11 protein-coding genes are annotated in these 25,836 nt (G+C 41.4%); 1 reads left to right on the top strand and 10 read right to left on the bottom strand.

Translation table 11 applies throughout. The features are described from left to right. Nucleotides 1-11: 11 nt before the first annotated feature. The 8 genes from KZP23_RS14050 to KZP23_RS14015 form a co-directional block, all read right to left on the bottom strand. Entirely contained in the window at nt 12-1,844 is a 1,833-nt protein-coding gene (locus KZP23_RS14050; protein ID WP_226332384.1) for a glycoside hydrolase family 2 protein, read from the bottom strand. A gap of 133 nt (nt 1,845-1,977) precedes the next feature. After that, nucleotides 1,978-4,113, bottom strand: coding sequence for a beta-L-arabinofuranosidase domain-containing protein (locus KZP23_RS14045; RefSeq protein ID WP_226332383.1), 2,136 nt, complete (start codon nt 4,111-4,113; stop codon nt 1,978-1,980). 4 nt (nt 4,114-4,117) lie between these two features. Continuing rightward, a complete protein-coding gene (locus tag KZP23_RS14040) occupies nt 4,118-6,634 on the bottom strand; it encodes a glutaminase family protein (RefSeq protein ID WP_226332382.1) in 2,517 nt (838 codons plus the stop codon). Between the two features lie 38 nt (nt 6,635-6,672). Then, the gene (locus KZP23_RS14035; RefSeq protein ID WP_226332381.1) at nt 6,673-8,763 is read right to left on the bottom strand and encodes a CehA/McbA family metallohydrolase domain-containing protein; all 2,091 of its coding nucleotides are present in this window, start codon (nt 8,761-8,763) and stop codon (nt 6,673-6,675) included. A gap of 23 nt (nt 8,764-8,786) precedes the next feature. After that, nucleotides 8,787-9,851, bottom strand: a complete 1,065-nt coding sequence (locus KZP23_RS14030) for a family 43 glycosylhydrolase (protein ID WP_226332380.1) — start codon at nt 9,849-9,851, stop codon at nt 8,787-8,789. 160 nt (nt 9,852-10,011) lie between these two features. Next, nucleotides 10,012-10,716 (bottom strand): DUF3823 domain-containing protein, encoded by a 705-nt coding sequence (locus KZP23_RS14025; protein WP_226332379.1) that lies wholly within the window; start codon nt 10,714-10,716, stop codon nt 10,012-10,014. 24 nt (nt 10,717-10,740) lie between these two features. After that, nucleotides 10,741-12,606: a RagB/SusD family nutrient uptake outer membrane protein gene (locus KZP23_RS14020; protein WP_226332378.1), complete on the bottom strand. Its 1,866-nt coding sequence runs from the start codon at nt 12,604-12,606 to the stop codon at nt 10,741-10,743. Nucleotides 12,607-12,619: 13 nt separating this feature from the next. After that, complete coding sequence (locus tag KZP23_RS14015; RefSeq protein ID WP_226332377.1) at nt 12,620-15,745, bottom strand: SusC/RagA family TonB-linked outer membrane protein; 3,126 nt, start codon at nt 15,743-15,745, stop codon at nt 12,620-12,622. A gap of 1,015 nt (nt 15,746-16,760) precedes the next feature. On the opposite strand from KZP23_RS14015, the gene KZP23_RS14010 reads away from it, so the two are divergent. Then, the gene (locus tag KZP23_RS14010; protein WP_226332376.1) at nt 16,761-20,798 is read left to right on the top strand and encodes a hybrid sensor histidine kinase/response regulator transcription factor; all 4,038 of its coding nucleotides are present in this window, start codon (nt 16,761-16,763) and stop codon (nt 20,796-20,798) included. Nucleotides 20,799-20,915: 117 nt separating this feature from the next. Here the strand turns inward: KZP23_RS14010 and KZP23_RS14005 are convergent, their stop codons facing one another. Together KZP23_RS14005 and KZP23_RS14000 are read right to left on the bottom strand one after the other, a co-directional pair. Further along, entirely contained in the window at nt 20,916-22,073 is a 1,158-nt protein-coding gene (locus tag KZP23_RS14005) for a glycoside hydrolase family 43 protein (protein ID WP_226332375.1), read from the bottom strand. Further along, complete coding sequence (locus KZP23_RS14000) at nt 22,006-25,449, bottom strand: beta-L-arabinofuranosidase domain-containing protein (protein WP_226332374.1); 3,444 nt, start codon at nt 25,447-25,449, stop codon at nt 22,006-22,008. The genes KZP23_RS14005 and KZP23_RS14000 overlap by 68 nt, the downstream gene beginning before the upstream one ends. Nucleotides 25,450-25,836 lie beyond the last annotated feature (387 nt).

Raw genomic sequence — 25,836 nt, 5'->3', positions numbered from 1 at the left:
AATCCTAAACTTTATTTTGCTTCGTACAGTTTTTCATGTACTTTTTTAAGGAAATCTGGTGTCAGTTTAATCACCTTTCTATCATAGGTCATTAGTCCATTGGTCTCTACTTCCACATCAGTGGTTTGTGTATAAACCGCCGCAGAAAGTCCCATAGGGATCAATTTCACCAAATCATCCATTAATTTCTCATACCTGTTTTCCAATTCACCGACAGACTTAAAGCTTTGATAACCCCAGTTGTCTTTTTCTTGCCAAGTATGGCCATCTACAGGAAGTCCTAGCCCACCAAATTCACCTAAAGTAAGGACCATGTCCTTACCAAATAACCTTGGACTTGGCATAGCTGGATCTGGATAGTTGTGCAAATCAATGATCTGACCAACAGGGAAGAAGTTACCACCACTGGCACCATTGATCAAGCGGCTTTCATCATAAGCCACGGTCCACTTTACAATTTCTTCAGTCTTAAACTGACCCCAAGCCTCATTAAACGGTACCCAAACCACGATAGATGGGAAGTTATAATTGGCATCAATAATATCTTTCCACTCTTTTCTATAAATGGCCTCAGATTCAGCAGTACGTTGCCTTTCGGTACCTACACCAGCCACACCTGGTCTTGGGTTCCATCTGTTTCCATGGTCACCGCTTGGCATATCCTGCCATACCAACATACCCATTTTGTCACAGTGATAATACCACCTAGCTGGCTCTACTTTCACGTGCTTACGGATCATATTGAAGCCCATTTCCTGGGTCTTAGCGATATCAAACACCAAAGCTTCTTCATTTGGTGCAGTATAAAGGCCGTCAGGCCACCATCCTTGATCCAGTGGACCATATTGGAAAACAAACTTGTCATTCAAGAGCATTCTTTGAATACCGTCTTCTCCCAATTCCATGCTGATTTTTCTCATGGCAGCATAGCCATCAATCGCATCGATCACCTTGTTTCCTTTCACCAAGCTTACTTCAAGGTCATAAAGGAAAGGATTTCCTGGTTCCCAAAGCTTGGCATCATTAATTGATAATACAGCTGCGTCACCAACGGCCACTTCTTTCTCTGCTACCACTGCGCCATTGGCCAAGGCTTTCACTTTTACCATTTGTCCAGCTTGGGCACCAGCAACTTCAGTCTCTACCGTCAAAGTCCCCGCGTCTACATCTGGAGTATTTTTAGTGGAAACAATATGGCTGCTAGGAACATTTTCTGTCCAAACAGTCTGCCATATACCGGTTACAGGTGTATACCAAATTCCGTGTGGATTATTCACCTGCTTGCCTCTTGGCTGAGGTCCCTCATCAGTTGGATCCCAAACCCTTACCACCAATTCATTGTTCCTTCTTCCCTTAAGGGCGTCGGTGATGTCAAAAGAGAAAGGCGTAAAACCACCTTGATGAACCCCTACAGATTTTCCGTTTACAAAAACCTCTGTTTCCCAATCTACCGCTCCGAAGTGCAGCAGCACCTTTTCATTGCTGGATTTTTTGGCATCAAAGGTGGTTTTGTACCATAATTCCTGGTCTTTTCCAACTGTTTTTCCTACACCAGAAAGTGCTGACTCAACAGCAAAAGGCACCAAGATTTCTCCTTCAAAAGAAGATGGAGCACTTCCACCTTTTGCTTGGATTTCATACTGCCAAAGCCCATTCAGGTTTTGCCAGTTATCTTCCCTTACCATTTGTGGTCTTGGGTACTCTTGATGGACATTTTCAGGATCTACTTGCTCTGCCCACGCTGTCATGATCTTCCCCTCGGCAGGCTCCCAGGCACCATTTTGGGCCCAAGCAAAAGATTGGGCCAAAAGTAAACCCGCTCCCAGTAAGATTGTTTTTTTCATTTTGTGTTTTGGTTTATTTTAAGTTTGATAATTATGATTTCATGTCTTGAAAATATGAGCTGGAAGGCTTCTATAAACCTTTCCAAAGGTTGAACCTTTGGAAAGGTTTTTCACCCAGGCTCTTCTTATTTGACTATTCTTTTAACTCGGGAAAAGCACTGATACGCAATCTGGCTGCTCCCATTGGAATCAGCTCAACATCCACTGCGGGAGCCTCTGTAGTTTTAGGCAAATCCTTCAATTCTCCCACCAAGCCATATTGGCCTAGCTGCCATTCAGGAATTTGCTTTCCCTTTGCTTTGATCAGCACTGGGACACTTTCCGGGGTAAAAGGAAAATCAGATGCCGGCCATTCTTTCTCCTCGACAGTAAGCGAGGCCGCAGGATTATCCTTGTCCAAGACCAAACTATAATTCCAATCCGTCGTTGGATGGACTTCCCAAGAAGGCCATTTCTTGGTGTCTGCACCCTCTTGCCATTTGGAATCCCAAATAGCGGTTTCTTCACTGTCCCTTTTAATATAATCTTCGCCTATCTTTAATGAATAGGTCAAAGGGCCACGGTTCACACTAAAGCTATTGCTGTTTTTCTCCCAAGTATCCACCCTAATCTCCATGGGCAAGGTTAGCTTTACTTGATCCTTGGAATGCCACTCGCGCTCTATCTTGACATAACCAGAATTAGAAATTTCAGATTTTACTAACTCTCCATTGATAAAGATTTCAGCCTTTTGCGTCCATTCAGGTATTCTCAAGTAAAGCGGAAATACAACCGCTACTGCTGTTTCAATTGTAAAATTCAAATCTTCCTCAAATGGATAATGCGTACTTTCATGGATAGTCACTTCATTGCCTTCTAATCCTACCTTAGCTGTCACATTACTTGGGCCATAAATAGCTGCTACCAAGCCATTATCTGGTGTAGCCATCCATAGGTTTTCTATGAAATAGGGCCATCCTTGGGAATGATTATGCTGACAACACCTGGAACTAAAGGGGTTCATCATCAGAAAAGGTCCTGAATTGGCAATGCCTGGGGCATGGTTTTCAGCATCCAATAACACCATATTGGGAGAAGTAATATAATGCAAAGATTTGAAATCAGGCATTACAGCAGCGGGGTAGATATTATAAGCAATTTCTTCCGCATGATCTGCCCAAAATGGATCTCCTGTGATTCTCAACAAGTGTTCATCTGAATTCATCTGCTCTACTATACCACATGTCTCAATACCTTGTCTCGGATCAGCATAACCAGGTCTAGCATTTTCATCACTCCCAAACATCCCTCCAGGAACTTGTCCAAAATGTTCCCTAATGATATTAAAATTCTCATAAGTAGCCGCCGTATGTTGCTCATCATGGGAAAGCAAGGCATACTGAGCTGGTTCTCTGAAGGCTTGGGCATGATTTACATTATGCCAGTCAATCTGGTCTCTGTACCAATCAGGCACCTCTTCTCCATCCCTTACTTCATAATAATTATGGATATCCTTGAGATCATGCTGCCTACCTATCCAGTCAGATGTATTTCGGTGGATCTTTTCGGCCAATTCTAACAGAAATTGATCTCCGGTTCTATTGTACAGCCAATAGACACTGTGAAGGTTATCTCCACCTCTTAACTTTTGCCAATATCCGTTGAGAAAATTTTCATCGGGAACGTTCAATTCAAATTTAAAATACCTGGTCATCAGGTCAATCACCCGCTCATCATGACTGTATTCATAGTAAGACTGTAGACAATACAACATGATCATATTGGCCCAAAAATCCTGATTATCACCATCGAAATGTCTCGGTCCGAAATTACCATCTTCCCTTTGGCTTTCCATGGTGCCTTCCAACCAAACCATGGCCTCATCAATCATCTTTTGGTCTTCCAACAAATAGCCAATATTGGCATAGCCCTTTAACCAATAAGGCACTTCTTCCCAGCCCCACTGGCCTTCTCCATCCTTGCTGAGCCAGGCATTATCTTCCTTTTGTAACCAGGCACTGATCTCTCCCAAATTACCGGTAAGCCCATTTTTCTGTCTGATCAAATACTCCTTTAGAAATCCTTCAGGTCGTACAGCTCCAACCGGAAGCTTTATTAGAGCACTGGGTTTAAGTGGTGCCCTGTTACTGATATAATGTGCATTGGTAGCAGTGGTATCGATCCTGTCGACCCAATTAATATCTACAGCAACCTGCTTCTCCCCTTTACAGGAAAAGAGGAGCGTTAGCAGGACTGCACTGGTTATTAGGGTGTATTTCTTGAAAATCATTTCGTTATAACTTTTCCTTTAGGACAGGCATAAAGTATCCACCAACTACCGATCTGGCCCTAAAGCCCACTGATTTTGCATTGGTAGTTTCATGCCAATCACTTACAGGAATCCTATTAGGCGTCTCATTGATATAGGTAAACATAGGTTCGATAAGGGCTTTTTTATCGGCCTCATCATCAGCCATGGTGGCGGTCCACATTACCCAATCAGATTTGGTATAAGTCTTCCTACTGTCCAATGGCAAACCATAGTCTTCTTGTTTGGTCAAATAATAAGCGATTTCCTTTTGTGCCACATCTTCTGGGAAGATATTTAAGTCCAACAGCTTGTTCCAAACCAAATTGTATTTTTGACTCCAAGTATCTTTCTTGTCAAAGGTCAAGCTATAATGATCTCCGTCTTCAGCTTTCTCCATCCATTTCTGCGCAAAATCCTTGGCCATAGCTGTATACTTTTCAGCGACTTCTGGCTTACCCAAGCTCTCTGCCATCTGCCCATAAGCAGCAATGGCCAAGATGGCTTTTACAGATAGATTCGCATTATGCGCCAAGTGTCCGGCAAAATCATCCGTACAAAGTTGGTTCGCTGGATCAAATCCCTCATTGGCCAGATATTCCACCCAAGTGGTCATCATATCCCAGTGCTTGGAAGCATAATCAGCATTCCCTTCCACTTTGGCTATTGCCCCTGTCAAGAGTAACATATTACCCGCTTCTTCCACAGGCATATCTTCTCCATAAGTCTGTCCATTGGCCAAAGGATAGGTTCCTACATCATGTGCGGGGAAAGGCTTGGCCCATTTTCCACTTTCACTGTAATAGTAAATAGGCTCCAACATGCCCTTCAGAAGGTCCGGGTTATAGATCAAAAACAATGGCGCTGATGGATAAGTAACATCTACTGTACCAATGGATCCATTGCTGAAGTTTTCTTTTGAAAAGAAGAAAAGCTCTCCATTGGGTCCTTCTACTGTCTTATGGGCAGAAACAGCCTGACGGTAAACCAAGGCACAAATAGCTGCATAATCTGCTCCACCAGCCTGCAAAGCATCCTGATACAATTCTTGATCAAAATCTTCGCTGGCTTTTATCAATTTACTATAATCAGTCTGGGCAGCCTGAAGCATTTCTTCAGTGCTCATGCCGTATTTCTTCCACCAAGCCTTCAGGTTTTCCTTAAAAAACTGAACTGCATATAGGTCATCATAAGCCAAGGTCACAAAATTCTCCTTTGCCGTGCTTCCTACTTTTCCATAATCAAAAGCAACTGCTTGCGTTATCATTTTATGGTTCAATGCCAGCGGATTGTCAGTGGCATCTTCGCCACTCAACTCTCCATTTTTGACAAACTCAGTAATGGATGCTGTATTCACACCAATTTTGGAAGTAGTATTCTCCTGATCATTGGCAGCCAGATACAGGTATCCCCAGTCGATCCTGATATTATCCCCTTTCTTCTTCAATACAGGCTGGGTGCTTGTTCCCAACTTCATCACTTGCAGTCCAGCAACTTCCGGTCTTTCCCAAGCAACTTCTTGGTCCAGGGTATTTACAGCCATGTTTCCAGCGGCACTGAAATAAACCTGCACATCATGTTCTGCCCCGTCTTTTGATTGTACCTCAAAGCTGACATAGTTGGCCGGTCTGGTCATTACTTCCAGATTATCAGGAAGCATTGGTGCAGTGAAGTTTACTTCAAGCGCCACTTCTCCACAGTCAAATGTATAATGGGTTTGGGTGGCCCTCACCTCTGCGTGGGTCTGCTTAGCAGTGGCGATTTCTACAGCTGGAGGAAGGACTTCAACCAAACCAGCATCTAAGAATGCTCCTCCTGTAGTATTCTCACAATGGATGGCCATGATATTTTCACCCTCTTTTAGGGCCTTTTTGGCTTTCTCATTGATAGCAAATGTAGAGGGACTGGATACCCAACCCTCTTTTTCATAAGCCAAAACACCATTCAAATACACCTTTATATTATCATCGTGATGGATATTCAATAGGATGTCATGAAAATCCACACGCTCCAAATCAAAACTTCTCCTTACCCAAATATTTTTGGTATTCCACTTATTAGGTGCCGGACTATCATCTCCGTTAGTAAATGCACCACGGGTTGATTTCCATTGTTTACTTTCTTGATAAGCGATTTCTTTCCATTGCCCTGTTGGCTTTTCGAGGCTGTAAGACCAAGTTTCCTTCATTCCAGTCAATGGTAAAACCGCCCTGGTTTCTGTTACGGGCTCACCCAAAAAATAATAGGCCTTACCATCCACTCTGATGATTCCTTGAAGATCATTTTCTGTTCCTGTCCAGTGTCTGGTGGCATCTCCATGAAGTTCATCCCCCATGCTCCATACGCTAAAATAGGGATCAACTGTAATCAAGGGATATGCCGGTGGCCGGATGGCATTCATCGGACTGACGGAGGTTTCCTCTATCTGTTTCCCATCAAGAGATTGACACCCGATTAAAGAGCTAAGACATACTCCTACCAGGATTTGTGCCCAATTTTTCATCTTAACAATCATAGTTTCTTATTTTTATTCAAATACTCTTATTCTATCCAAACAGGCTGAGTAAAGGCCCCATTGGCTGCAATATCCCAAATTTCCAACCTCAGCCATTTTCTTCCTTTTAGCGCTGCCGTAAACTCAAAGACCTCCTGCCCAAAAGCTTTGGTATCACTTAAGTCAATTCTTTGGCGATATACCTGCTCCCCATCTCCGGAAACAATCTCAGCATAGTTCAGTGGGAAAGTCCATTCGGCTTTTACTTTAACAGTTGCTTTGTCATTTGATTTCAACTGAATGCTTTCACCACTTCCTTTGCCATTCACGGAAAATTCAGGCATCAAGACCTCACCGGTACTCACAAAGAATTTCCCATGCTCCATGGCATCCAAAACAGGTTGCCATCCTTCTTCAAACTTGGGCACTTTGTCCAGTTGAAGGTAATTAATGTTCATATGGCCATAGATTTCATAATCCGGCTCAAGCTTAAAAAGGTCCGCCTCTCCTATCACATATTTCCTTTCGCCCCAATTGGCCACATCATCCATTAAACCCAAGACCCTTCTGCCCATATTGGGAATGGAAAGGTCGGCAGGAATGGCCTTCCAAGCGGCTCCATTGAACCTGTCAGAATGGAAAAAGGCCTCTTCTTTATACGCATCTGGAAAACCTGTGGAGCCTTTGGTCCTTGCATGGGCCGTCCAGGCCAGACCTTTTTCTACCTCCAGTAGTTGAAGCATTTCTTCTTTATTGCCCACTCTGTAAACCTTTCCATAATCAGGATGGTCTTCTACAAATGGCTTTCCTTCCTCTCTGGACATGATCCAGTAGACCGGTTTAGGAAAAATATTCATCCAGTGACCTCCATAATGCACATTGGGTTCTTCCCCGGGAAGCATCAGAAAATCAGCTTCCGAAAGCCTGGCACATTCCTCAAACATCAATTGTAATTCAGGTAAACGCTTTGGTCCTAAATCCCTAGGGTTACCTGCCAAGTGATATTCTCCCAAATGCATGATATTGACCCCCATACTGCGCAAAGCCTTCACATGTCCTGGTATATCAGGAATGGGCTTATGCGTAAGCACATCATCCATATGTTCGGTATGAAAGTGACTGGCCATGGTCCTATAACCAGCAATTGGCTTGTATTGGTCACCATGGGTAAAAGCTTTTACCTCTTCCAATATCTGTCCATCCTTGGTATTGCTGAGATAGACAAAAAAGTTCAGTCTTTGTTCTGTATTTGGAGGGGCATTGAACCAAGGAACATGCCTCCTGTCACCCATCAAATCATGACGGATTCCTAAGCCAAAACCGGGTTCAATATCCCTGTAATTACTGCCATACCAAACGTATTTCAGGTTATAGGCATTGTCCAAAGGATAAAAATACTGATGAGGTGCTGGAAAAACCGCTAAGCTACCTTCCTGCCCTTCCCCAATGATCGTACGGTATTTTACGGCCAGGTTTTGAGCGGGCATATCCACACTTGCTGGTTGCTGGGAATGGAGGTATCCCTCTGTGTCTGCCCAAAAAACCTCATTCCAAGCCGCATCACTTTTCACCAATCCAGCATCATAAATAATCGCTTTGGCATCTTCAGGCGTGCTGAGTACAGCTGCCAGGTTCATCAGCGGACTTCCATGGTACATGCTGATCTCCAACCAACCAGAAAAATTACCGGCCTGCATTTTATCCACTTGAACAATGGTGCGCTGTCCATGGCTTATTACCCTGATCTTCTCTGTCTGTAATGAAACCTTATAGGTATCATGGGCCTTGTATGCCGTTCTATCAAAAAAGATATTCCACCCGCTACCTTTGCTCAGATCCCGTTGCCCTACAGTCAATAAAAAACTGGGGTTTAGCTTTTCAGCTATCATATAGGATTCCCCCTGCTTGCTTATTTGAAGTTTGTCAAGAAGTTTGGATCCTTCATTCAGGTTAAGGGAAATGGCGGCCCTGTTCCCTTCCTCCAGGGGCCAGGAAATCTCCAAATGCTGTTGATTTTGTATTACCTTAGCCCCGGTTTTGGTGTTAAATGCGGATAAGTCCACATCCACCTGCCCCAGAACAAAAAAACCTTGGAAAAGCAAAAAGAAAAATATCGAAACTCTAATCAGAAAGTTCATTTACTGTTTTATTTAAATTTAAACTAAAATTGGGGACCGTCATTTGCCTTGGTACTTGGCTCCTGTCTAAATAGACTTGGCCATCCATTATTCCAGATAATTTTATCAATGAGGAGTGTTCTCCTATTAGTGCCATTATTGGTTCTAGGCTTGCTCTTGAGCATACCATGATACACCAACCAGTCATCTCCAGCTGCATCAGTCACGATCTCGGCATTATGTCCAGGGCCGGCAAAGCCCGTACTTCCCAAATTACCTTTTACGACCAGTTCACCATTATGACCATCCAACAATTTATTTCCTGATTTGTCCAAGTAAGGGCCTTCCAGCTTATCTGATCTACCTACCCACACTTGATAAGAGCTGTTGGCACCTTCACAGCATGATCCATATGAACCGAACAAATAGTAAAAGTTATCCTTCTTAAAGACATAAGACGCTTCCAAATGATCCCCAGCTACCTGTACCTTATCTCCCACTGTGGACTTACCATCTTCAGCTAATTTTATCATATAAAGGCCTCTAAAGCTTCCCCAAAAAAGGTACTTTTGCCCGGCTTCTTCATAATAAAAAGGATCTATACTATTGTTTACCCCTATGCTGTTTGAGTCAAAAATTTTCCCATAATCCTCAAAAGGGCCTTCAGGTGAATCAGCGATCGCCAGGCCTATTCCGGGATTGGCATCTCCCCAAGTAGAATAGGAATAATACATATAAAATTGGTCTCCGACTTTGCTGACATCTGGTGCCCAGATGCCGCCCTCGGATTTCCAAGTGGGTTTGGTTTTAAGGGCATCCCCTACCAATTCCCACTGGATTAAGTCTTTTGATTTGATCACTGGCACCAGGTGGTAACCACCTTCATTTCCCCAGTTATCTTCTGTGCCATAGGCATAAAAATAATCTCCCGCTTTTACTAAGGTTGGATCAGCCAATACAGGTTCCCAAACCGGATTGGTATATTGACCTTCAGCTTGATCCGTTTCACTGTCATCAGTATTAGGAATGGCTTCTTGTGCATTGCTGCTACAAGCGGCCAAACTGATGATCAGAAAAAGAATAAAAATAGATTGTAGTGGTAATTTCATTAGGTTACTTATTTAGGGTCAATTACTAAAAATAAATTCAGTTTTGTAAACGCCATTGCGACGACCAAGGAGAGGAAGCAATCTCATCATTATTTGACGGGATTGCTTCTCTACCAAGTCAGATCGCAATGACGTGTTTCATCAGATTGATGCTATACTATCAGAAATCTATTCTCTGAACGGAAGAGAACAACATATCCTCCACACCATCAATGCGCACCCCTACTCTTGCAAACACATAGTCTTGCGTTGGTGTCATATCAGGCACTGAAGTGCTCAGTTGGATATTGTTTAGATCCGCTATATCAGCTCCTCCAATTCTGGAAGAACTGATACTGGTACGACTATCCACAAAGGTGGTCTTGCTTAAGTAAAGCACTACCTCATTGATTCCTTTGGCGTTTTCATCTGTAATGATCTGCTCCAAAGAAAAGTCAGCATTGACCGTATTGCTATTGCCAGAAATACTAACATTTCTCAACATATAATAAGGCATTACCTCTATATCCATATCTAGGCTTCCTCTTAAGTTCAAAGGAATCGTGTCGGAATTGGTTTCCGTATTGGTCATACTCATAAACGGCCCCTGACTAGCAGGGATGATCAATTTATAATCACCAGAGAAAAGCAAAGACGAAAAAGAACCGTCCTGGTCCACCGATACGCCTATATTTCCGAAAGTTTGCCAACCTTCTTCCCATAATTCAAAATAAACGTCATTGTAGCTAACGCCTATTGGCTCCCCTTGATAAACCAAGTTACCTTCAAAAAGCAACTTTGGTTCATCATAGTTATCATATTCGCATGATGTCAGACCCAAGGTCATACAAAAGAGCCCAGCTATATATTTGATACTATTTTTCATGAATTCTATAATTTAAAGGTCCTTTTACTGGTTAGGGTTTCTAACAATCTTTGGATTGGCATTCCTAACATTATCCCCAATAAATGAGTAGTAATTCCCTAAACGGAACCTGTGAGGGTTGAATACAGGAGTCGGTATAAACTCTTCAAACACCCACTTTTCATGATTGGGACTTCCTGGATCATACACCTTATAAGGTCTCAAACCGAATACACGAGTACTTACTGCCTCCGCATCACCTGGGTTATTGGTCAAATCAACCGACTCACCATTCCAAACCCTATGCGCCAATCTCCATCTTTTATAATCCCAAAGGATATGATTTTCAAAAGACAATTCCACTTTTCTCTCATGAACGATTCTATCAAAATCGATTTCTGATGGCGCCAAATCTGTAGGGAAGCCTGCTCTTCGTCTCACTTCATTCATATAGGCAGCGGCCTTGGCATTATCTCCCAGTTCAAAAGCTGCTTCAGCGGCATTCAATAAGATTTCAGCGTATCTGAAACGGATCCACCATACAGCACTACCAGTACCACGCTGTCCTGATCCTACAGAAGTATCCACATATTTTCTAAGGTAAAAACCACCCTGTGCAGACCATTCCAAGTTAGGAATAGGGCCATCAAAACCTACCAACTGTGCATTTTCTCCATTTGGCAAGGTACCTCTACCTCCCAATTGATCTGAAGTGATCAAAGTACCGTCTGTTGTTTTCCAGCCACCCCAGATATCTACTTGGCTTCCTCTGAAGCTAGCACCAGGAAGGATCACTGTTCCGGCCAATCTTGGGTCTCTTCCTTCGAAAATATCCAATTGGTTTTCATAGTAAATAGGATCTCCATTCTCGTCCGTGGTAGGTAGTGGAGCAAATGTATTGTCCAATAGTTCGAAAGACTGCACCAAATTCAAAGATGGATTCATCTTTCCACCTGAAGTATTTTCTTCTCTCAATGATCTTGGGATATTATCTATTGTAAAACCATGTGTTCTACCCTGAACCAAGAAATCTTTGGCAAAAATCACCTCATTATTGGCTGATTTGTTCAAGAAAATATTGGCATAGTTTTCTGATGGATCTGGATCATTTTGATACAATTCATAAGTTCCCAATCCCATCAACTCTTCAGATGCATTCAGTGAAATGGTATAATACTGATCTGCCATACTAGCAGGAATTCCCACTTCACCACCTGGCAATGAAACATTAGGGGTCAACTGGCCATAATTGGCAATGGAACCTGCATATAAGGCCGCTCTAGACTCAAGGGCAAGCGCTGCTCCTACAGTAGCTCTTGATCTGGTTCCACCATCAGGCAGGTCTCCCTTGATATCCTCCATTTCCTGGATGATATAATCATATACCTCATGCTCTTTGGCCCTTGCATATTGCAAGTAAGTAGGGTCGCCACTGAAATCATATTCCAATGATTCCAAGATCAAAGGCACTCCACCCATTCTTTTCACATGCTCAAAGTACACCATGGCACGGATAAATTTAGCTTCCGCTATAAAACGTGCCTTAACTTCTGAATCCAACTGATCAGCTCTTTCTGCCTTCTCAATAAACAAGTTGATATCACGGATATAACCATAATCCCACATGCCCCAGTTACCATAACCATAATCTACATTTTGGTGTCTCCAGTAATCACCGGCATTGGAAGCAAAAGTCTCATCAAAATTGGCAAACTCCCACCATCTCTCTATGGTCTGGTAATCAGGAAGCCTATTATATAAATCTGCCAAAACAGACAGTACCAAATCCTCATTCTCCCAGACCTGATCTTCCAAAAGTATATTTTGAGGATCTCGGTTAAGGAATTCTTCATCATTACATGCCGTGAATAAAATCAAGCATGCGAAAATGCTATATATGTATTTTTTCATGTCCAGTTTCATTTTAGAAGGTCAAGTTAAACCCTAAGTTCATGTTCACATTTTGCGGATACTGCAAACCATTTGGATCTCTAACTTCTGGATCTATACCAAACTGATGCACATTATCTATAGAGAACAAATTATAGGTGGTAAAATAAACCCTTGCTCTTTCAATTTTCAGCTTGCTCAATACCTTTGGAGGAAGTGTATAGCCGATAGAAGCTGTTCTCATTCTTATGTATTTGATATTGGTCAGCCACCAGGTAGAATTCCTGTTATAGTTACTATGGCCACCTGCATTGAATCTTAAAGCAGGGCTAGAACCTGGAATCCACTCGCTGTTAAGATCATAAGGATCTTCTCTACGCCACCTGTCATCATACATATAGGCCAATAGGTTCCCTCCATTTTGGTAAGGCCATCTCATTTCCCAGTTCTGCAGATAGGATGCCATAGAACCACCTGAGAAGTCCATGGTCAAATCGAAGTTCTTATAGTTGAAATACATGTTCAAACCATAATTGACACTAGGAGGACCATCCAGACTATATCCAATAGGACGCTCGTCATATCCGTCAATCTTGCCATCGCCATTCACATCCTTATAGATCAAATCACCTGGCAATAAAGTACCATTACCTTGGCCATCGATGTTTATTGGATAATTGTTGATTTCCTCTTGAGACTGGAATTGGCCAACGATTTCATAGCCCCAGAAGATACCATTCCAACGGTCTTCTCTTGAATTTCTATAATGATTCCAAGAACTACTGAATACTGGGTTATAAGAAGAAAGGAATTTACTTCTGGCATAGCCAAATGTACCTCCGATTCTATAAGTTAAGTCACCTGCCTTACCGTTATAGTTTAGACCAAGGTCAAAAGCCACATTGGCATCACTACTTAAGTTTTCGTCTGTCAACCCATAGCCCAGTTCAAGTGGCAAGAATACATCATCCCTTATATCCCTTAGGCCATCTCTTTTTCTACGGAAATAATCCGCTGTACCAGTGATTTTACCTGCACCAAAAGAAAAGTCAATACCTACATCAAACATCTTACTGGTATACCACGAAAGGTTATCTATCGGCTTACCTCTATTGGCTGATCCCTGAACATTTTCTCCATCGATAATAACAGTGGAAACACCATAGGAGTATCCCGGAATATAATCAAATGGTCCTATCCCAATATTATCATCCCCCAGTTCACCATAAGAAACTCTCAACTTCAACTCATCCAAATTGGTGCTGGAAGCAATATTGTCCATAAATGGCTCTTGGCTAATTCTCCAACCACCCGATACAGATGGGAAGAATCCCCAACGGTTTTCTGGAGAGAATTTCCAAGAAGCATCATACCTGGCTGCAACTTCTAAAAGGTATTTTCCTTGGTACTCATAATTGATACGTCCTACATAACCAATTCTTGCTTCCTCATAATCAGAGTCATCATATTGGTCCATATCTGCAAACTGTACCAATGACAAATAATTATTAGTCGGTACTGAATGGATAAAGTTTCTATAATCCCTTCTTTGGATTCTTTCATACAAGGCCAACACAGACAATTTATGATCGTCAGCAAACACACGGTCATAGTTCAATTGGAATTGCCCTACAGTCTCTTCTATCTTACGTTGGTTTCTGTCCCTATAAGGGTTATCATTGCCACCGGTTCTGATATACTCATCCGTTTCAGGAAGATAATCATACACATCATAAGTATATTCAAATGTATTACGGTAGTTATCTGCAAAATAATAAGAATAAAGCCCTTTGGCCTTCAAACCCTCTACAGGGATATCATACTCTGCTGAGAAGTTGGTTTGAATATTCTTCCAATAATCAGAATAAAAACCAGTTCGGTCATAGTTTAACAATGCCCAGTTGGTTTCAATATTATTGATATTGGCTGGGTAATCAGGATTGTCATTGGCATATGGACGCTCAGTAGGTCGGTTTCTGAATAGTGCAAAACGCGGCTGCCAGTAATCATCGACACCCGGTACACCTGGGTTTTCCCTATTTTCCAAACGGCCATTGATCTGCATACCAATGGTCAATCGATCAGTTACATCAGTATTGATATTGGCCTGGATATTTGTTCTATTAAACTCAAACTCATCACTGAAAACCGACTTCTGATCAAATCTAGTAAGTGACAGGTAATAGTTGGTCCTTTCAGAACCTCCGGAAACACTGGCACTAAAATTACTTTGTGGGGCATTTCCTTTTATAATAAAGTCCCTCCAATCAAATGAACGGTAACCATATTCTGTCCCAGCTTTCCACTTGTCCAATTCATCTTGGGAAATATTGGTACTTCCGAACTGGTTCATATCAGCCTCAGCACGTCCCTGCATCCATTCATAGCCATTCACTCCCTCAGGGAACCTTGACCAGTTTTGGATACCATAGTAGCCATTGATATTGATAGATGGCTTTTCTCCTCTCTCACCTCTCTTAGTGGTCACCACCACAACACCATTGGCAGCCCTGGAACCGTATACCGCCGCAGAAGCATCTTTAAGTATCGTGATACTTTCGATATCACCAGGGGCCAAGTTATTGAACTGCCCTTGGTCCTTTTGGATGCCGTCAATTACGAAAAGCGGATTTCCAAGATTCCTGATCTGGATATTGGCTCCGGCTCCTGGACGACCATCAGGCATTCTAAAGGACAAACCAGGAAGTTTACCGGCCAAGGCACCAGATACAGTTGCTGTCGGTACCTGTTCGATGTCCCTACTGGTCACATTGGAAACTGCCCCTGTAATGGATTCCTTCTTTTGTTCACCGTAACCAACGACTACCACTTCTTCCAAATCGCCAAGTTCACTTTCCAATTCAAATTCAAAATTGCTTTGGTTACCCACTTCAGTTTCTATGGTCTTGAAACCAATGAAAGAAATCCTGATCGATGGGTTGTCAGTACGCAATTCTAATTTAAACTCACCATCAACACCTGTGACGGTTCCATTTGATGTACCCCTTTCCAGGATACTTACACCAGGGATAGGCTCCCCAGTCTCTTTTTCAATTACGGTACCTTCTACTGTTTTCCCGGACTGGGCATAAGCAGAAAATACCAAACCACATAGCAGGATAAAAATCAAACTGCCATTTCTTAGTAATTTTTCTTTCATTTAATAATTAGGTTTTGGGTTAAGGTTTTTACTCCAACATAAAACAGCAAGCGCAAAGGCTCCTGTTACCATGGTTTTTAGGCTAAAGCACCAAAAAACCTGCATTCGACTATTTCTCCTTCGTAGATGATTTCTTTGGAGAATATTTTATTCTGAGATGTGCTATGATTGGCCCTTCAGTTAGGTTTAACTTGGCTCAAGGAAAATGAGCAGGCCCGAGTAAGGGGTAAGTTCTGTTCTTCATTTATTTTGGGTCAATTCAGCCTATCCTATGGATAAATACAGCAAGCGTTAATTTTGACTAATTCATCAAAGAACAAAGGCTTAATCTATTTAGCCGGTCCTTTGATACTGCTAATCTATGAAGTACTCCTGCAAAGGCTTATCACAAATCCTTCATTAAATGTAAAAATTCCTGCTAAGCCATTTAAAAGGGCATTGAAGGCCTTTCCTATGCCATCTAATACTTCAGCCAAAGCAGTCCATTGAATTTTTTCCTGACTATATAATCGTTAAATAGACCTTTTTCAATTAGCAAAAAAATCATTCCTGACTTTTTGAAGGCACTGCTATAGCATGATCATTCCTTACAGGTCCCCTAAAATCTGGTAATCCTTCCATTGTCCAAGTTAAATTACTGGATCTGTAGCGAACGATCTCCGCAGCCTCCAAGCACATGATCTCTCCATTCGGGATCAAAGGGAAAAGTTTGGGGAGTAAGAAATGGCGTTCTGTATAAAATAACTAGGTATTAGATTATCATAAATATCCACAATTCACGCCACCTAAAAGTTGACTATATAAACAAAGGGAAGTGTCGTTAGCCAGGAATGAGTGTCCGTATGGGAGGGGGCACATGCGGCACAGAAAAGGGCCATTTAAATACAACTTTTCCGTCAGCATACAAAAATTATCCTTCAAACTATGGTTAAAAATCGCAATTAATACGAGTAAAAATATCCTGATGATGCCTTTTTTGTATTTTAGCATATACAAATAAACCCAAGGAAAATTAATGCATTCCCATTACAAATCCCTTCTATTATTTATACTCAGTATTTTGAACATCTTTTATGTTCATGCACAAACCCATGAAAGGTATTTTGAGCATATCAATATGGAGGATGGCCTATCTGGAAGTACCGTTTTTTCTATTTTACAGGACCAGCAAGGCTTTATGTGGTTTGGCACCAAAAACGGTCTCAACCGATACGATGGACACAATTTCAAGGTGTTCAATTCAGAATCAAAACAAAGCCATGGACTAGCTAATAATTTCATTTATGGCTTGTTTGAGGACAGCAGGGGCATCCTTTGGGTTGGTACTGGAAATGGTGTTTATACTTATGATCCCAACACCGAACAATTCACTTATTTCAATAAGGTATCCAACCATGGGCAATATATATCTGGAAATGTAGGTGAAATCAAAGAATCCATAGAGGGTGAAATGCTTTTTGCCGTAAACAATAAGGGTTTTTTCAAATATTCCGTAGAAAAAGACACGCTGATCCAATACCGAGACATCAGCCAACACCATCCAGAGGACAATAATTTCACCAATGTAGATGTCGATGAGAAGGGGGACATATGGATAAGCAGCTCCAGATTGGGCGTTTATAAATACCTGCCCAAGAGGGACCAATTCATCAAAACCCTCCATAATGAAGAGGTAATACAAGCTTCGGTGCTTCATATCGAAGACTATGGATCCAGCCTAATTTTGGGAACAAAAAATGCAGGTGTTTGGGTGATGGACAAAAGCAGTGGAATCGCAGAACCTTTGCTCACCAAGGCTACCAATGGCAAAAACCTATTAATCAGGGATCTTTATAAAATTTCCAATAATGAACTTTGGATTGCCTCAGAATCTGGTTTATTTATTTTTGATTTAGAAAAAAAGAAATACAAAAATTTCAGACAAAACCTCAATGACCCTTATTCTATTTCTGATAATGCCGTTTATTGTATAGAAAGGGATAAGGAAGGAGGAATGTGGGTAGGCTCCTATTTTGGAGGGGTCAACTTTCTTCCCAACCACCCCACCAAATTTGAAAAGCACTATCCTATTCCCAATTCAAATACCATCAGCGGCCAACGCGTGAGACAGTTTATTGAAGGCAATGATAGCACTATTTGGATCGGCACAGAGGACGCCGGCCTCAATAAATATGACCCAGAAACCAACACCTTCACCCACTTCCTTCCAGGAAATGCCCCCAACAGCCTATCCTACCATAATATCCACGGTATGGCCAGAAGAGGCGATGAACTTTGGGTGGGGACTGTTACCTTTGCCGTGGGCCTCAACAAGATCAACCTAAATACCAACCAAGTAGAAATCATCAGGTTTGAGGCTGACCAAAACCCCTCTGAGGAAAATGAAATCCACAGTCTACTGGTAGATACTAATGACCAGGTATGGTTGGGAACCGTGACAGGTCTTTTCCAACTGGATGAAAACAAGAACAGCGTTCACTTCACCAAAGAAATAGGACATAAATTCATCTATGATCTCCTAGAAGATAAATATGGAAATATCTGGGTGGGCACCTATGCGGATGGACTCATCAGGTATAACCCGGAAACAGGAGAAACCAAGACTTTTTTACCCAATCCTGAAAACCCCAATAGCTTACCCCACCCATCTATAATAAACCTATTTGAAGACAGCCAAAACAGGTTGTGGATTGCTACCGAGGGAGGCGGCTTTTGCATGTACAACGAAAAATCTGATGATTTTTCCGTCTATAACAGTGAAACCGGATTTGCCTGTAATACGGTTTATAAAATCCTTGAAGATATATCAGGCCATTTATGGCTGAGCTGCAATAAAGGACTGATGGAATTTAACCCACAGACAAATGATTATAGGCTCTTTACCAAAGACAATGGGCTAATGCCCTACCCTTTCAACTATAAAAGTGGATATAGGGCTGATGACGGCACTCTCTACTTTGGTTGCTTAAATGGGTTCATATCTTTTGATCCAAGGGATTTCAAACCATATGAATATGATCCTCCAGTGGTTTTCACGGGCATACAAATTTTCAATAATCCAGTAAGCATTGGAGGAAAAGAATCAGTTTTGGAAAAGTCCATTACCAAGACCTCAGCCATTACCCTTGCGCATGGTCAATCCTCCTTAAGCTTTGACTTTGCAGCCCTGAGTTATACCGCTTCTGACGCCAAGCCCTATGCCTATAAAATGGAGGGATTTGACCAGGAATGGACTGTACTTAATCAGAACCAACGTATCAACTACTCTTATCTACCTCCCGGGAATTATACCCTTAAGGTCAAATCTGCTAATATTTTTGGGGAATGGAGCCATCGCGAAGGACAGCTTCACATTACCATTTTACCTCCGTTTTGGAAGACCGGTTGGGCTTATTTAACTTATGCACTGTTAGCGGCTATTATCATTTTCCTTATCGTAAGGGCCTCCAGAAACAGGATAATTAAAAGGCAGCGCGAAGCATTTAAAAAACTGGAAGATGAAAAGCAAAAAGAAGTTTACCAGTCAAAGATCGAATTTTTCACCAATATCACCCATGAGATCCGGACACCACTGACTTTGATCAAGGGGCCTTTGGAAAGCATTCTCAAAAAAGAGGAAGTTTACCCAGCTGATATTAAGGAGAGTCTTTGGATCATGAATAAAAATACCAATAGGCTGATAGACCTCAGTAATGAATTACTGGATTTCCGAAAAACAGAGCAAAAAGGTTTCCTGCTGAATTTTACCAGAAATGAAATAGGCCAGCTTATCGAGGACATATTTGTTCGCTTCAAAACCAGTGCAGAACAACAGTGTATCAATTTCCATTTGGTAAAGCAAGAAGAAGTCTTTTTTGCGGATATTGACAAGGAAGCCTTTACCAAAATCCTTAGCAACCTCCTTTCTAATGCCATAAAACATGCTGATAGCATCGTTCAGGTGGATACGATCATATCCCCGATCAAGGGACAATTCCAAATCCGTGTGAGCAATGATGGACAACTTATTGAGGAAGATAAGCAGGAAAAAATATTCGAACCATTTTTCCAACTGGATGGGCATGAAAACAAAAAGACCACTGCAGGAACGGGCCTTGGGCTTCCCCTGGCCAGATCTCTGGCAGAAATGCATAGCGGAAAACTTTATGTGGATGCCCAGCCCAACCATTTAAACACCTTTGTGCTGGAACTCCCCATCAAACAGGAAAACACCATCCACCTTAACGAACCAGTTCCTGAGCAACAAAAAGAAAGGGCGAAGTCGGAAATAAAAGAAGAAGCCAGTTCCCATAAAGCCTCATTGCTTATCGTGGAAGACAATAAAGAATTGCAAAAATTCATTTATGACCAACTAAAAGCCCAATACCATGTGCACAGGGCTGACAATGGTCAGGAAGCGCTAAAAATATTAGCCAATAAACCCATCGACTTGGTCATCAGCGATGTAATGATGCCTATAATGGACGGTCTTGAGCTGTGTGCAAAAGTAAAATCTGACATCAACTTTAGCCATATACCATTTATCATGTTAACTGCGAAAAATAACTTGCAGTCTAAAATCGAGGGGATGGAACATGGAGCAGATGTCTATATCGAGAAGCCTTTCTCTATTGACCATCTTAGCTTACAGGTCAAAAACCTGCTTCACTACCGGGATGAGGTCAGAAAATCCTTTGCCAATCAGCCCATGGTCAATGTGGACACCATAGCCTATACACGTGCAGATGAAGAATTCCTTTCCCAAGCCAATGAAGCCATACTGGAAAACCTAAGCAATGAAACTTTTGGCGTAAATGAATTGGCGGAAATTTTGTGCATGAGTCAATCCAGTCTCTTACGTAAGATCAAAGGCGTTTCAGAAATGACACCAAATGGCTATATCCGGCTGGTAAGGCTCAAAAAAGCGGCTGAGATGTTACAAGAAGGCCAATACACCGTTACAGAAATAAGTGAAAGGGTGGGCTTTAATTCCCCTTCTTATTTCTCCAAGTGCTTCCAAAAACAATTCGGAGAGCTGCCCAAAGACTTTAGTAAAAAGTCGGAAACGATGTAAAGCACCTATCCAATAGGGATATTTTGTCTATAATATAGGTAGCGCAAAGAGAAAAGGGGAAAGAACCAAAAGCATCTTTGTTCTTTCCCCTTTTCTCTTTTTCCTGTTCTGCTACTTTTACTGCAGTGGCAATGACTGAGCAGTAGTTGTTGGGCCATGGACCACTAAAGTTCCATCCTCTTTGATTTCCATTTTATCTAGGAAAACTACCCTATCCTGTCCGGAAGCTTTGGTTCTTCCATGATAGACGCAATACATCTCACCATTGTCCAGAAAAACAATATTATTATGCCCTGTTCCAGTCACTTCACCCCCCTTATGTGTATTCAATTCTAAAACAGGATTATTGGCAGCTTTGGTAAATGGTCCAAGTGGACTTGGTCCGGTGGCATAACCTACTGCATAATTTTCTCCAGCATAATAGTTGCTCGAATACATAATATAATAAATGTCCTCATGTTTAAAGATCACAGAACCTTCCGTCCATCTCCTGTTGATTTCCTGTTTGGTCACTGATCTGCTCTCCCACTCCGCTTGATCATCATCCATAGTCAAAGGTGGTCTTAAACATAAAACTGGCTCACCTATCACGCCAGAAAAGTCAGGCTTCAGCTCCACACCATATACCCAGCTTTCCTCCACCTCATCATACCAACCTTTTTCTTTGGCCCAGTCGGCGACTTCACTTTCCACAGGATGTTTATAACAAGCCCTGGAATAATAGAGATAGTACCTTCCATCTTCTTGATAGACATTGGCATCAATGATAGGATAGCCAGGATCAAAGACCGGCTGGTCATACATTTCTTCAAAAGGTCCTGTTGGACTGTCGGATACGGCGACCCCAATCATAAAATTTTCTTCTTCGTTAGTAGGATTGACCTTCCACTGGGCACTGAAAAACATATAATACTTCCTATCAATTTTATAAACTTCTGGTGCCCAAAAGAATTTGCTGGCCCAAGAGTCTTCCGTGTTCCCACGATAAACCTGCCCTTCAAACTTCCAATCAACGAGGTTATCGGAAGAATAAGCCGCAAAACCATCTTTTGCTCCTCCTCCAGTACCATACATATAATACTTCCCATCACCGTCATTTAGTATGTATGGATCACCGAACTCAACATCCAATGGATTGGAATAAGTACCTGCTTCAAAGGACTCCAATGGTGTTTTAGAGTCGGTTTCGGCATTTTGCTGCCGTTTATTATTGCAAGCTACTAAGTAGAGTACAGAAATAATTAAAATCCCCTTTACTATAGGTTTTCTTTTCATGGTCTAATGTTTTATAATATTTTACACTTTCTAAATTCAAATAAAGTCCAGCAAGATTCGGATAAATAGTGAATCTCTCACCTTCCTCACAATTATACAAAGCAGACACCACTTCCCAATCAGCCATTTCATCTGCTGTCACATCGATATAGTCCAACTGAGCATAACTGTCACCTTTGGCAATTTTGATCTGATTGGTTCCCTTTTTCAATTCAACAGTTGTTTTAGCGGTTGAAAACTCACTCCATCCTGAAGTGGAAGGATAAACCAAATTTTCAAATTGCTTTCCATTGACAAAAACCTGATGAGACGAAGTATTCCCTGTACCGTTTCCATACCCTGCAATTAGCTCATAAATACCTTCTTCCATTGCTTCTATTTCAAACATCACATGGCTGTCAATATGGTCAATTTTCCCTACAAAACTTCCATTGGATGCCACTTCATAGGTATCCTCCGGAATCCAAGCATTGTTCACTTCAGCAAGTTCTGCCTCATACCTTTCGAAAAAGGGGCCATCATCCACTGGAGCATTTTCATAGTTATGTTGGTCTTTCAATTCAATATAATCCAATCCTATCGTTTGATCTTTTACATTCACTTGGATAAAATTAAAGCCTTCCTGAAGGGATATATCCATAAAGTAGCTAGCAAAATCAGTGACATTTTCTCCACTAGAAGGCAAAATTACTGGGACAGTTTCCCCATTGACCACTATGTCTACTTTTGATTTTTGGTTGGCCGCATACCGAAATTCAATCGTCATAGGCTTACTTTCCTGAAAGAACAGGTTATTGAACTGCACAAATTCCTTAATATTCGAATAGGAAGCATTGGATGCAGAAGCATGAAAACGTAATTCCTTGTTCTGAGCACTCTCTGCTTCCAACCGTTTGAGAAAGGGAACCGACATTGGTTTTCCTACTAACCCTTCTGTAATGGTACAGAAGTCTTGAAGATAGTTTTCAGTTACCAATTCCAAACCAAACAAAGAAAATCCATGTTCCTCATCACTTTGCATTTTGACCTCTATATACTCCTTCCCAGCAGTCAATTCAAGCGGAATACCGTAATAAAGATCTGACCAGATATTGTATTTTGACAAACGCTTTAAACTGCCTTGTTCCGCAATCTTCTTACCATCCACATAGATTGAAAAATGACCATGGAATGCTTCCTCCCATCCATAAAACTTCAATTTCAAATAATGCTTAAGCCCTGCCTCTGGATTCAAATTCAACCGATATTGCACCGAACTATTACTTCCTACATGCCTAAGAGGCCTATTCGAGAACCAACCAGGATCCTGATGACCGATAACTTTATAATCGTGGGCTATTTCAGTTGCTTCTATTCCTGGAATCAGACGGTCTGCTATATATTTCTTTTTTTCCCTAAGCTCTCTTTCACTATCAAACCTTGAATAAATGGAAAACTTCTTGTGGTGTGCACTATAAGCGGGGATATAAGTATATGCATCCTCATCACCTATTACTTCAAAAACAAACTTCCCTTCTCTTTTCACCATCCGTTCATTGATATTATCTGCTGACAAATTTATTGTTGGAAAATCTGGGCTTCCGTTATAATCAGCATTGGATGGCCCTCCAAAGAAGTTTGAATACACATTCGTACCTGCAGGCACTGGACCCATATCAGCGGCCAGCAATACCGGCCCATAAAAGAGAGAATAAACATTGGGATCATTGGAATCCTCAACCCTTAGCTCTAATGGAATAACCAGATCAATCTTGTCACCAGCAACCCAATTATGACTAATCTGAATTATTTCTCCTGGCTGCGCCATTACAGCCTGTTCTTCTCCGTTTACCAGTAGGCTAGCTTCTTTTGCCCAGGTAGGATACCTAAAATTGATCGGAGCTTTAAAACTTCCAAGCTTGTTAATGGTTAAGGAAATGGTATCATTCTCAGGAAAATGTGTATCCAGAGCCATTTCTAATCCTTTTTCTTCCCACTTTAGCGCTGACGGAATAAACAGATTTACCAACAAGCCATCTTCCCCAGCGAAATAAATAGCTTCACCATATTTCACATGGTTTTCCAAGCCCGTTTCCCAACAACAATAAAAGGCATCATCTCCCATATATTCCTTGAACATGCCTGGCAACAAACCTGTAAAATAACACATTCCGCCACCTATGTCCTCAGAACCTGGATCTATGGAACCTAGAATATGGTTATAAAGTCCCCGTTCATAATCATCCAAGTACTTTACCTCTCCATATAAATTAAAAAGATGTCTGGTAAACTTAAGCTGGTTATAGGTATTGCAGGTTTCTGTGGACTTGTATCCCAAATGATCCAATAATTTCCCGGCTTCACCATAATGCTCGGCAAGACCATGCCCCCCATTGGGAAGCGTATGGCTTTTGTGGAGAATTTCCCAAGCATGAACGGCTGCCTGCTCTTTTTTGCTATCACCAGTCATTTCATAGTTCCAAATCAAGCCTAAAAACTTAGGATTGGTCACATTGGCATGACGTCCGGGCAACACATCTTTCCCTGCAGCTAATGGTGTAGCTAGATTTTCTTTATGTGTCCATCGATCTGCTGCCAATTTATATTTTTCCAGACCAGTAAAGGCATAGGCATCGACCAAAAGTTCAGCTATTCCTCCATGTTCTACTTCTAAAGCTTTTTGTAGAGAAGAATCAGAAGAAACCTGATTGGTCCAAAGACAGATCCAATCACAGGTCTGTAGAAACACCCTCTTCGCTTTTTCATTATCCGTATACACATACGCGTCCCTTACTCCTGCAAAAACCCGGTGAAGCTGATAAAAAGCATTTTTGGCCATGCCTCCCCACCAGCCCATAAAGTCTCCCCCATCATTTCTGAGGTTGACATTATTACTAGCTCTCATGAGGTCCCAATAAGGGTCATGCTCTTTGTTTCCATTGATAAAAAAATATCCATCCAATTGTTCCTTTTCTTGTGCCTGAGCTATTTGATCTACCATCCAATCAGCTCTTTCTTTGAATTCCTTATTTCCCGTAGCTGCATAAGCTATAGAGATGGCCGCCAGATAATTGGCGAATCCATTTCCAGCACCTCTTTGCCAGCCTCCATAATCTAGCTTATCATTATGAGGAATATTGGCCGCATTCATTACGTTTTTGATCAAACGCTCTGGATCCAAACTCAACAGATAATCAGTTTGCTGATCCATAATCTGCTTGAAATAACTCCCCTCTTTAAGTCGCACAGCAGAAAGCTCGAAATTGGTCCATTTTCTCTCTACAGCTGGTATTACTGAAAATGGCTTATGGTATACCTGAGCCCAAACGCCTTTGATACTGATTATAAAAAGTAAACTTATTAGCAGGCTTAATTTAGGTTTATTGAATAGTAGCATTGAAAGAATTTTGTCACTTCGATTTGAAGACAAAAGTTTTTATAAACTAATTATAGGTGTTAAAACTACCAGAAAAAATGCGAAAGCAGTATTACTAATCATTCAGAAAAAGATAATTTTCCTGCTTAATATGTAAATAAAAAACACCTTTCATAAATGTTATCCGGAAAACAAAACAATCATCATTCTACAATTCAATAAGCAAGAATACCATTAACATCCTTACGCTGCAATTTGTATGTTATTCAACAATTAAAAATTACTTAAGTACAAGAATATTTAACAACCCTAAATTTTCATTTCAACAAAAAACAAACACAAATATTAACATATAAACATATTTTAAATTATTTTGTTAAAATATTTGCATCAAAACACAACTTTACC

Source organism: Echinicola marina (assembly GCF_020463795.1).
Lineage (GTDB): Bacteria > Bacteroidota > Bacteroidia > Cytophagales > Cyclobacteriaceae > Echinicola > Echinicola marina.
The sequence above is the reverse complement of the archived record's forward strand: the minus strand, read 5'-3'. Positions and strand labels throughout refer to the sequence as shown.

What these genes read in the sequence shown, in the direction of transcription:
- KZP23_RS14020 (WP_226332378.1), bottom strand. Translation starts at nt 12,606, where the DNA reads ATGAAAAAATACATATATAGCATTTTCGCATGCTTGATTTTATTCACG.
- KZP23_RS14050 (WP_226332384.1), bottom strand. Translation starts at nt 1,844, where the DNA reads ATGAAAAAAACAATCTTACTGGGAGCGGGTTTACTTTTGGCCCAATCT.
- KZP23_RS14000 (WP_226332374.1), bottom strand. Translation starts at nt 25,449, where the DNA reads ATGCTACTATTCAATAAACCTAAATTAAGCCTGCTAATAAGTTTACTT.
- KZP23_RS14030 (WP_226332380.1), bottom strand. Translation starts at nt 9,851, where the DNA reads ATGAAATTACCACTACAATCTATTTTTATTCTTTTTCTGATCATCAGT.
- KZP23_RS14040 (WP_226332382.1), bottom strand. Translation starts at nt 6,634, where the DNA reads ATGAAAAATTGGGCACAAATCCTGGTAGGAGTATGTCTTAGCTCTTTA.
- KZP23_RS14035 (WP_226332381.1), bottom strand. Translation starts at nt 8,763, where the DNA reads ATGAACTTTCTGATTAGAGTTTCGATATTTTTCTTTTTGCTTTTCCAA.
- KZP23_RS14025 (WP_226332379.1), bottom strand. Translation starts at nt 10,716, where the DNA reads ATGAAAAATAGTATCAAATATATAGCTGGGCTCTTTTGTATGACCTTG.
- KZP23_RS14005 (WP_226332375.1), bottom strand. Translation starts at nt 22,073, where the DNA reads ATGAAAAGAAAACCTATAGTAAAGGGGATTTTAATTATTTCTGTACTC.
- KZP23_RS14045 (WP_226332383.1), bottom strand. Translation starts at nt 4,113, where the DNA reads ATGATTTTCAAGAAATACACCCTAATAACCAGTGCAGTCCTGCTAACG.
- KZP23_RS14015 (WP_226332377.1), bottom strand. Translation starts at nt 15,745, where the DNA reads ATGAAAGAAAAATTACTAAGAAATGGCAGTTTGATTTTTATCCTGCTA.
- KZP23_RS14010 (WP_226332376.1), top strand. Translation starts at nt 16,761, where the DNA reads ATGCATTCCCATTACAAATCCCTTCTATTATTTATACTCAGTATTTTG.